Raw genomic sequence first — 10,775 nt, forward strand, 5'->3', positions numbered from 1 at the left:
TTATAGAAGGCAGGGGCTTATCTATATCTAGCTTGTCATCTAAGATTGCATCTCTAATCTGATTTTTGATTTGTAAATATATCGGATCCTTACTCGAGTAATTTATTTTTATGTCCATATATCCTCCATCTGTATATAGTGTATATTAACAGTCGTAGTTTGTCAAGACTTTTAGGAAATATTTGCGAATTGATTGCATCTCTTTATCTTATCTTTTATTACATCTATCGACTCATAGGTCCTATCAACTTAATTGTATTACAAAAGGGCAAGCCAATGCTCGCCCTAACTTTGTAATTCTTATTAAGAAAATTTATAGGATTATTTTGCTCGTCATAATTACCTCGGTAAATTTTACCATAAATTATGACAAGTCTTCTCTATTTTAATATTTTGGCCTTGCCTTGTAGGAAGTGTGGAGGAGTTCGTGGGCACGCTTACTACCTACTTCTCCCAAATATTCCTCGTAGAGTTTTTTGATTGATGGGTTTTCGTAAGATTTTCTAAAAGTTTTCTTTTCATCTATCGAATAAAGTCCGTCTGCCCTTTTCTTTAAGATACTAAGGTCTCCCTTGTGATAAGGCTGGCCTCCTCCACCTATACAACCACCTGGGCATGCCATTACTTCTATGGCATCAAATTTTTCTTCACCTGAGCGGATTTTTTCTAAGATTCTCCTGGTATTACCTAGACCGTTTACAACTCCTATATGGATATCTTTCCCATTAATATTTATTCTTGCTTTTTTAACTCCTCTTAGCCCTCTAAGTTCCTCATATTCTACCTTTTCAAGGCTTTCTCCTGTAAGGGTGTCGTAGGCAGTCCTGATTGTAGCTTCTATTACCCCGCCACTTGCACCAAAAATTGTTCCACCGCCACTTGATTCTCCCATAGGATCATCAAAGTCGGATTTTTCTAGGTTGGCTAGGTCAAGACCTGCTTCTTTTATCATGGAAGCAAGTTCCCTGGTTGTAATTACTATATCTACATCGGAGATGCCTTCGTTATTTAGTTCATCCCTTTTTGCCTCATATTTTTTTGCTATGCAAGGCATGACTGACACTACCTTTATCTTTGCAGGATCCATACCAATTTTTTCTGCATAATAGGACTTGGCTATGGCCCCAAACATCTCATGTGGTGACTTGCAACTTGATGGTATATCCATGAGGTCAGAAAATTGATGTTCCATGAAGTTTACCCAACCTGGACAACAGGAAGTAAGGATTGGCCTATTTTCATCTAGTCTTTCGATAAATTCATGGGCTTCTTCCATAATTGTTAAGTCTGCTGCAAAGTTTGTATCAAAAACCCTGTCAAAACCTAAATTTCTAAGGGCTGTTACCATCTGTCCTGTAACTAGAGAACCTGGTTCTAGATTAAATTCTTCACCAAGAGCTACCCTTACAGCTGGAGCTACTTGGACTATTACCAGGTCATCATGGTCTTGCCTATGTAGGATTTTCCAAACTTCTGATACATTTGATTTTTCTGTCAGAGCTCCTGTTGGACACACTGCCAAGCACTGTCCGCAGAAGGTGCAGGTTGTATCAAACATTGGTCTGTTGAAGGTCGAACCTACATGGGTCATAAAACCACGGCCAATTTCAGCAAGAGCACCCACAGTTTGCACTTCGTTACACATATTCTCGCAGCGCCTGCAGAGGATGCACTTATTTGGATCTCTTACAAGAGAGTAGGAAGAATTGTCTATAGGTAGGTTTCTCTTTTCTCCTGGGTATTTTATCTCCCTAATATTTAGGTCAGCTGCTAGCTTTTGAAGCTGGCAATCTAAGTTTTTTGCACACTTAAGGCAGTCTGTTGGATGGTCTGATAGGATTAGTTCAACTACAGCCCTTCTTGCCCTGATTACCCTTTGACTATCCGTCCTTATTTCCATTCCATCCTTAACAAAGGTAGCGCAAGCTGGGACTAACTTACCTTTTTTTATATCTTCCACTAGACAAACCCTACAAGATGCGAGTTTGTTTACAAAATTTATACCAGATAAGTCCATATGGCAAAGGGTAGGAATTTTTATATTTAAAGCTTTAGCAGCTGTTAAAATTGTAGTTTTCTCCCTTACTTCTATTTCCATATCATTTATTTTTAACTTAATCATCTCTCCTCCTAGCCTAAAACTATGGCGTCAACCGGGCAATTTTCCATGCAAGTGCCGCATTTTATGCAAACATCTTGCTTTATGAAGTGAACCTCCCTGGCCTTGCCATAGATAGCTCCTACTGGACAATTCTTGGCACACTTGGTGCAACCTATGCACTTATCTGTAATAGTGTAATCTAAGAGATCTTTACACCTTTTAGCAGGACAGGTCTTATTATCACCTACATGGGCTAGGTATTCATCATAAAAATAGTTCATGGTTGATAGAACTGGATTTGGTGAGGCTTTACCCAGGCCACAAAGACTGGTTTCAGAAACAATTTCAGAAAGTTCTTTTAATTTATATAAGGTCTCCTCATTAGCCTTGCCAGATACAATTAGGTCAAGCATTTCAAGGAGTCTTTTGTTTCCTATCCTACAAGGTGTGCACTTACCACAAGATTCATCCACAGAAAATTCTAGGAAAAACCTTGCCATATCTACCATGCAATCGTCTTCGTCCATGACAACCATACCACCAGAACCCATGATTGATCCGATTTGCTTAAGAGATTCGAAATCACAACCGGTATCAAAAAGTGATTTTGGTATACAGCCACCTGATGGCCCACCAGTTTGGACAGCCTTGGCTTTTTTATCATTTTGGATTCCACAACCTATGTCGTAGACAATGGTATTAATAGAGGTACCCATAGGCACTTCCACAAGGCCAGAGTTTTTAACCTTACCAACTAGGGCAAAAACCTTGGTTCCTGGTGATTTTTCTGTTCCATAAGCTCTAAAATAGTCCGCACCCTTTAAGATGATTTGAGCCACGTTAGCAAAAGTTTCTACGTTATTTATAACCGTAGGTTTGCCCCAAAGACCTTTAACTGTAGTTCTAAATTCCTTATTTCTTGGCATGCCACGTTTGCCCTCGATTGATTCCATAAGGGCTGTACCTTCTCCACAAACAAAGGCACCAGCTCCAAGTCTTAGGTCTATATCAAAGGAAAAGTCAGAACCCATGATATTTTCTCCTAGGAATTTATGCTCTTTGGCATCTTTTATAGCTTTACGAAGGGCCTTAACTGCCTTAGGATATTCTGCCCTAACATAGATAAAGCCTTGATTTGCCCCTACAGCTCTTGCACAAATTGCCATAGCTTCAAGGACTGCGTGGGGGTCATTTTCTAAAACTGACCTATCCATGAAGGCACCTGGATCGCCCTCATCAGCATTGCATATTATGTATTTAGTATCTGTATCTTGTTTGTAAGCAGTCTCCCACTTTATTCCTGCAGGAAAACCAGCCCCGCCCCTGCCTCTTAGGCCAGAGTTTGTAACAACCTTTATTATCTCTTCCCTAGACATTTCAAAAATAGCTTTTTCTAGGGCAAAGCACCCATCGCGTCCTATGTATTCTTCTATCGATGCTGGGTCAATTATGCCGCAATTTCTTAAAACTAGCCTAGTTTGATTTTTATAAAAATCTCCCTTAAGCCTAATATGATTGCCTTCCATTATATATTTATCCGGATCAAGCCTTGCTAATAGCTTATCAAAGCCTTCTTTTTTTATACTTTCAAGCTTCGATTTCATCTCTTTCCTCCATAGCTTCCTTGATTATATCATCAACCATATTTTTATTGGTATTGCCAATATTTCTAGATGAGTCAATGCTTACCACAGGTGCAATCCCGCATTCACCAATACACCTAGCTTCTGCAAGACTTATCTTGCCATCAGCTGTAGTTTCTCCTACCCTTATACCAAGCTTTTCTTCAAGACTAGCTAAAACCTTATCAGATCCTTTGACATAGCAAGCTGTACCCAGGCAAACACAAATCTCATGTTTTCCCTTGGGTATAAAAGAAAACTGAGAATAAAAACTTGCTACACCGTAGATTTCAGAAGAGTGAACTCCCATCCTTAGGGCCATAAGGTCGACTATTTCCTCTGGTATATAGGAAAAAATCTCCTGGGCCTTTTGTAAATCGGCATGATAGCACCTTTTTTATCTTTATTATCTTCTAAGAAATCCAAAAACTCTTGGTACTTATCCTGATCTTTCTTTAAACAAAAACTCATAAACCCTCCTTCCTTCAAAAGATTTACTTTTTATTTACTATCTTCTTATGTTCACGATATCATTTTATGAAAACAATTTCAATTAAATTAAGCTTATAATTTAAACATCGTTATATTTTTAACTAATCGTTTTCATAGATAGAATGGGCCATAAAAAATAGGACCCGAAGGTCCCCATTTTTCCTTTAATTTTTCTTAAAAAGCCCAGTTACCATCTTTAAAGATAGGATAAGCTTTTTCATCCTTATAACCTATGATTTCTAGGTCCTTATCTCCTACCATGAAATCTTCGTGGATTAGGGAGTCATTTAGACCTACTGACTTAACTTCACTATCGTCAAGGTCTGCTCCGCCTTTGACACAGGTTGGATAAGCCTTACCTAGGGCAAAGTGACAGGAAGCATTTTCGTCAAAGAGGGTATTGTAAAATAGGATGTTTGAGTTTGAAATTGGGCTATCATAAGGCACTAGGGCAATTTCACCTAGGTTCTTTGAGCCTTGGTCACTTTCTAACATCTTCTTTAGGGTATCTTTTCCTTCCTTGGCATCAAAATCTACTACCTTGCCATCTTTGAAGGTAAATTCAAAGTGGTTTATAACTACACCATTATAAACAAGAGGTTTAGTAGCCACAAGTCTACCATCTACCCCGTCATATTGAGGAGCTGTGAAAACTTCTTCTGTTGGCATATTTGGAATAAATCTGTCGCCTTTTTCGTTTTTAGAACCAGCGGACATCCAGATATGGTCTTTTGGTAATTTTGCCTTAAGATCTGTACCATTTGCTGACTTGTAATGAACATAGTCAAACTGGTGACTGTTTAAAAACTCTGCCTTATCATCAAGGGTTTTTATATGATCTTCCCAATTCTTCTTAGTTTCTTCCCAAGATTCGCTAACCCTGCAAACATCAAGGATAACTTCCCAAAGCTTATCACAAGCAGCCTCACCCTTAAGGTCAGGAAATACTTTTTCTGCCCATTTAATAGATGGCACAGAGATTACAAGCCAGGACACGATGTCATTCATGGTATATTTTACAAAGTCTTTCATCTTTAAAGATCTAGCCTTAACAGCCTCAGAAATCTTTGTCTCATCAAGTCCCTTAAGTAGGTCCGGATCATCAGAAACAATAGAAATCCTATTAGACCTCTTCTCAGCTATTTGGTAGCGGTTTTTCTCCACAACCCAGTCAGGCACTTCGTTAAGTGTCTCTTGACTTTCATATTCATAAGCAAGTCTAGTAAGAGTATCATCAACCCAATTTATAGACACCTTACGAGCCCCTTTTTCGTAAGCTGCCTTGGTCATCAGACGAGCAAGCTCAGGCGACTCCACAGGTGAAGTAATCAAAACATCTTCATCTTTTCGTACATTAACACCAAACTCAACAGCAAGCTTGGCAAAATTTTCTATTCTTTTTTGCATAAAATCCTCCCAATTTAAATCATTTATTACATTATACTCTTAATTTCACGCTGATAATCTTTTACTAAGGCTACAAAGTGATATAATAATAAATAGTTAAACGTTTATTTAAGAATAGGAGATAATCTATGAAAAAAAGAAATGAAGTTGATCCAAAAGAAACCTGGGCTATTGAAGACCTTTATGCTTCTGATGATGATTTTTATGCCGATCTTGAAAAACTAGCCAGAAAGGCTTCTGATTTTAGAGAAAAATACTCGAAAATCGAAACTAGCGATGATGTTTATAAATCTCTAGAAGCTTATTCAGATATAATTTCTTTAACTGATGGGCTTGGCACTTTTTCTGGTATTTCTAAGGAAACAGATGCCACAGATGAGCATATGGCCAAAAGAGATGCTAAGTTTGGAAGCGAAGTTTCTAAGATTTTTGCCAAACTTTCCTTCTATGACTCAGCTTTAGTCAAGGTTGACGAAAAAATATTAGATGAGACAATAAAAAACTACCCAGAATACGCCTATTACCTAAAAAGGGTAAAGGATAGGGCCAAATATCTCTTAGATGAAAAGACAGAAGCAGTCCTTGCTGCCCTTTCTCCAACCTTTGATGCTCCATATACAAATTATAATGATATGAGATATGGGGACATGAGTTTCCAAAATATCGAGCACAAGGACGAGGAAGTTACCCTAAACCACAACACTTTCGAAGAATACCTAGAAGGCGAAACTGATACAGAATTAAGACGCAAGGCTTTTGCTGACTACCACAAGGTCCTTGCTGCCTACCAAAACGCAGACGCCTCTGTCTATAACAACCTTATCCAAAACGAAAAGATATTAGCAGATATCCGTGGCTATGAATCAGTATTTCACTATCTATTAGCCCGTCAAGACGTAGACTTTGATATTTACGAAAACCATATTGACATAATTATGGAAAAGCTTGCCCCAATTATGAGAAAATATGCAAAAATTATCAAAAACCACTACGGCCTAGATGAGATGACCTATGCAGATTTAAAACTTGCCATAGATCCAGAATACGAGCCAAAGGTATCAATAGAAGAGGCAAAAAACTATATAGTTGACGGACTTTCTCCACTTGGCGAAGAATACATCAGCTACATGAAAAAAGCCTTCGATGATAGGTGGATAGATTATTCACAAAATATAGGCAAGAGAACAGGTGCCTTCTGCGCTTCTCCTTACCCATCCCACCCATTTATCATGACCACCTACAATAATTCCATGAGCCAGGTTATGACTCTTGCCCATGAGCTAGGTCACGCAGGCCAAGGCATCTTATCAAATGCCAACCAAAACGCCCTATCTTGCGACATGTCTATGTACTTTGTGGAGTCTCCTTCCACAGCCAATGAAATCACCATGGAAAGATACCTCCTTAAAAACGCTAAAGACGATAGGGAAAGACTTTGGGTCTTATCTACCATGATAGGCAAAACTTACTACCACAACTTCGTAACCCACTACCTCGAAGCAGCCTTCCAAAGAGAAGTCTATAGACGTGTAGAAAATGGAGAAAGCTTAACAGCAGAGGACTTTAACACAATCTTTAAAGAAAAACTAGAAGAATTCTGGGGAGATGCTGTAGTATTAAACGAAGGTGCAGAGCTTACTTGGATGAGACAACCTCACTACTACATGGGTCTATACTCCTTCACCTACCAAGCAGGCCTTACCATAGGTACAGCCATCTCAGAAAAAATAGTCCACGGCACAGATGAAGATAGAGAAAAATGGCTCGAAGTCCTAAAACTAGGCGGATCTATGGGACCAATTGAACTTGCCAAAGAAGCCGGAGTAGACATGACAACTACAAAACCAATAGAAGATGCAATCGACTTTATCGGACAAATCGTTGATGAAATTGGTGAGCTTTTAGAAAAACTAGACATGTATAAATAAAATTTTAACCTCCCTTGGCTGGGAGGTCAGAGTGTAGACAAAATATATAGACATACGCCATTCCGACAGAGAAGCCTTTAGGCTTCGACGAGGAATCTCATAAATTTGGGTTTGTAAGGCTATTCTTTGTTTTTTAATTGATGAAACAATCAAATAGTTTAATTTGTAAACAACCTGACCTCCCTTAACTGGGAGGTTTTTTTTACACTGAAAAAGACGAGCCTGCCTGCTCGTCTTTTTTTGGTTAGGACCATGCTTTTATTACGACTATCATGGTTACTATTAGTATACCCACTAAGTCCATTTTTTTCAACACTTTCCCTAGTTTATCACATTCACTCGTTGATTTTTAAGTAGCCTTACCAGGTCCTTTTCCTTGGCAAAGGCAAAGTTCATATTATCCTGGCTGTTGGCGGTTTTAAAATACACCATTAGCAAGAGATTTTTGTTGGCCCTTGATAGGGTCACAGATTTTATTTCATCCAAAGGCACTTTTTTATTGATAAAGGGATTTAGTTTGTTAGTAAAGACATATTCCTCACTAAAACCCCTAGCAATTGTTGCTGTATAGTTCCAAAATATCATAGCAAGGGAAATGGCTAGGACATTTATTATATATGGCTTAAAGACCCAATTATAGATTATATACATAACTACTATCATACCAATAACTGCAATATCTGTAGTTGTAAATTTGACTCTTTCCTTAATTTGTCCAAATAGGTAAAGATTATAAAGTCCCGCCAGGGCAAATAGTCCTGCTAGGATAAATATTAATTGTACCACCTTAGTTTCCTCCTCCAGCATTTGCTGCGCTTTCTTCATCGTCATGGATTTTATTTAGGCAAATCACAAGGGCAATCATAGCAAGGGTGTAATTTTCATCAAATACAGATAAAACATAGTGATCGGTGAGTGTTATAAACTTCCTATTTACCTCCCCAATCTTTTTACCATCAAGGCTTATAAGAAAATTATAATCCCAAATAGATCCCTTAAGATTGATTCGTCCAAAATCTGTATCCACATCAATAAACTTTCTAAGTAGGGTAAATCTCTTATTTATAACCATCTTAGACCCATCTTCAAAGTCTACAAAAAACTTTGGTAAAAGGGAAATAATCTTTTTATTGATTGTAAAAAGCCTCTTTTTATCAGGACTAAATACGGCCGCTTTATAACCCATAAAAGTAAAATCTTGGTCAAGATAAAAGACATCCTCGCCCTTTTCATCCTTTATCCAATATTTATCTGTTATTTTGAAAAATTTTTCCTTAAAAATATACTTTTTCATTTTCTCATTCCTTTATTAATTTCCTACTTATAATATAATATGATTATTGATATTATACTATAAGAAAGGGAGAAAAAAATGGAAATTTCTACAATAACTAACTATATAAAAAACCTCGTAAATACCCCATCACCAACTGGTTTTACTAAACTTACTGAAAAATATTTAATGGACGAATTTACTAACCTAGGCTATAAACCTTATCAAAACAACAAGGGCAATGTAATAGTACCTATAAATGAAAAAGAAGGCAATGACGGCCTTTTGCTTTCAGCCCACGTTGACACCCTAGGGCTCATGGTAAGATCAATTAAGGCAAATGGAGCACTCAGAGTTACAACTCTCGGTGGTTTTCCACTTAACTTTGTAGAATTTGAAAATGTCAAAATCCACACCAGATCTGGTAAGGAATACACAGGAGTTGTAAGACTAAACAATCCCGCAGTTCACGGATCAGATGCCCCAAGAGAAGCTAAGAGAAATGACGAAACCATGGAAGTTGTAATTGACGCCATAACCCACTCCAAGGAAGAAACAGAAGCACTTGGCATCTCAAACGGTGACTTTATTTCCCTAGACCCTAGATTTAGGATAGACAATGGTTTTGTAAAAAGCCGCCACCTAGATGATAAGGCAAGCGCAGGAATACTTCTTGCCCTAGCTAAGGAAATTAAGGATAAAAATATAGAGATAAACCGTCCACTCTACATGATGTTTACCATCTATGAAGAAGTAGGCCACGGAGCAAGCGCAGGCCATCCAAAGGGAATATCCGATATGGTGGCAGTAGATATGGGAGTAGTCCACGATGACCTTACTTGTGATGAACTAAAACTATCAATTTGCGCCAAAGACTCATCAGGCCCATACAACTATGACCTGACAAACGACCTAGTAGCTATAGCCAAAAAACTAGAGCTCGACTACGGCCTAGATATCTACCCATTCTACGGCTCAGACGCCTCAGCTGCAGTCTCAAGCGACTATGACTACAGACACGCCCTAGTAGGATGCGGTGTAGCAGCAAGCCACGGTTACGAAAGAACCCACGAAAAAGCGATTAAGTCACTTTTTGATTTATTAGTAGACCTTGTAAGTAAATAATTTTGTGAATAAAAGCTAGTTTTAAATGGTATAAAAAATGATTTACCATATCAAACTAGCTTTTTTAGTTAAAGTAAATATAAATTTTAGATCTCTAGAAGACTGTATAGACGCCTTTACCATATTGATTTTATAAACAAAGCTAGAAGCTTCTCGACTCCGCTCGAAACGAGTCTATTATAATCCGCGCTATATTTCAAAGTTTAAGCATATAGTCATAGATAGCAATTATCTAAACTTTAGAAAATCAGATAAAATACACTTGATCTCGAGCAAGGTCGACAGGAGAGGAAGTTAAGAGTAAAGGCTTTAACAAACATCTCTAATTGAAAATATGCTTATTTAGACTTCTTAAACCACCTTGGGCCACAAAACCTCTCCTCGAACATAGTGAGAGATCTCTATAGTTTTTTACATCAAGGATTTTCGTAAATGCAGCGTTATTCTCTTTATCATAAGTCATTTCCCAAAAATATCCCATTAAAAAAATAGGAGAGCATTTCGCTCTACCTATTTTTTCTTTTAGAAGATTTTATTCATCTTCTTTTTTCTTTTTTGTTGTTGCCATAAGTCCTGCTATTGAGATTCCCATGCTTGTGAATATTGTAGCAACTGAGCCTATACCTGTTTTTGGATTTGTAGATTTTTTAGCTACATTCTTTTCAATCTCAGCTTGTGCTGAATTTTCTGGAGTCTCAGGTCTTCCAGGAATTTCTGGTCTTTCACCTGGTGTACCTGGGTCTTCAGGTTTTTCTGGTTTATCAGGTGTGCTTGGTTCTTCAGGATCTTCTTCTCCTGGCTTTTCTGGATCTATTGGATCTTCTTCG

Annotated in this window: 10 protein-coding genes; 2 read left to right on the plus strand and 8 right to left on the minus strand. The window is 37.9% G+C overall.

Going from position 1 to position 10,775, the window contains the following annotated elements; all coding sequences use genetic code 11:
• Positions 1 to 385: 385 nt before the first annotated feature.
• From Q0410_RS06595 to Q0410_RS06615, 5 genes are all read right to left on the minus strand, one after another.
• Positions 386 to 2,122, minus strand: coding sequence for an NADH-dependent [FeFe] hydrogenase, group A6 (locus Q0410_RS06595; RefSeq protein WP_299034587.1), 1,737 nt, complete (start codon positions 2,120 to 2,122; stop codon positions 386 to 388).
• Positions 2,123 to 2,130: 8 nt separating this feature from the next.
• Positions 2,131 to 3,705: an NADH-ubiquinone oxidoreductase-F iron-sulfur binding region domain-containing protein gene (locus tag Q0410_RS06600; protein ID WP_299034591.1), complete on the minus strand. Its 1,575-nt coding sequence runs from the start codon at positions 3,703 to 3,705 to the stop codon at positions 2,131 to 2,133.
• Positions 3,689 to 4,045: an NAD(P)H-dependent oxidoreductase subunit E gene (locus tag Q0410_RS06605; RefSeq protein WP_299034594.1), complete on the minus strand. Its 357-nt coding sequence runs from the start codon at positions 4,043 to 4,045 to the stop codon at positions 3,689 to 3,691. The genes Q0410_RS06600 and Q0410_RS06605 overlap by 17 nt, the downstream gene beginning before the upstream one ends.
• Positions 4,046 to 4,053: 8 nt before the next feature.
• Entirely contained in the window at positions 4,054 to 4,194 is a 141-nt protein-coding gene (locus Q0410_RS06610; RefSeq protein ID WP_299034597.1) for a hypothetical protein, read from the minus strand.
• A 195-nt stretch (positions 4,195 to 4,389) separates the two neighbouring features.
• Positions 4,390 to 5,622: an aminopeptidase gene (locus Q0410_RS06615; protein ID WP_299034600.1), complete on the minus strand. Its 1,233-nt coding sequence runs from the start codon at positions 5,620 to 5,622 to the stop codon at positions 4,390 to 4,392.
• A 128-nt stretch (positions 5,623 to 5,750) separates the two neighbouring features.
• Here Q0410_RS06615 and pepF point away from each other — a divergent pair, with 128 nt between their 5' ends.
• Positions 5,751 to 7,550 (plus strand): oligoendopeptidase F, encoded by a 1,800-nt coding sequence (gene pepF / locus Q0410_RS06620; RefSeq protein WP_299034604.1) that lies wholly within the window; start codon positions 5,751 to 5,753, stop codon positions 7,548 to 7,550.
• Between the two features lie 321 nt (positions 7,551 to 7,871).
• Here pepF and Q0410_RS06625 read toward each other — a convergent pair whose 3' ends face one another.
• Both Q0410_RS06625 and Q0410_RS06630 read right to left on the minus strand, forming a co-directional pair.
• Positions 7,872 to 8,336, minus strand: a complete 465-nt coding sequence (locus Q0410_RS06625) for a hypothetical protein (RefSeq protein ID WP_299034606.1) — start codon at positions 8,334 to 8,336, stop codon at positions 7,872 to 7,874.
• Between the two features lies 1 nt (position 8,337).
• Positions 8,338 to 8,844, minus strand: a complete 507-nt coding sequence (locus Q0410_RS06630; RefSeq protein WP_299034609.1) for an LURP-one-related/scramblase family protein — start codon at positions 8,842 to 8,844, stop codon at positions 8,338 to 8,340.
• A 78-nt stretch (positions 8,845 to 8,922) separates the two neighbouring features.
• Between Q0410_RS06630 and Q0410_RS06635 the strand changes: the two genes are divergently transcribed.
• Positions 8,923 to 9,948: a M42 family metallopeptidase gene (locus Q0410_RS06635; protein ID WP_299034612.1), complete on the plus strand. Its 1,026-nt coding sequence runs from the start codon at positions 8,923 to 8,925 to the stop codon at positions 9,946 to 9,948.
• A gap of 532 nt (positions 9,949 to 10,480) precedes the next feature.
• Here Q0410_RS06635 and Q0410_RS06640 read toward each other — a convergent pair.
• On the minus strand, positions 10,481 to 10,775 hold a 295-nt coding region (locus tag Q0410_RS06640), incomplete at its 5' end, for an LPXTG cell wall anchor domain-containing protein (protein WP_299034615.1).

The organism is uncultured Anaerococcus sp. (genome assembly GCF_937934665.1).
In the GTDB taxonomy this organism is placed as follows: Bacteria; Bacillota; Clostridia; order Tissierellales; family Peptoniphilaceae; genus Anaerococcus.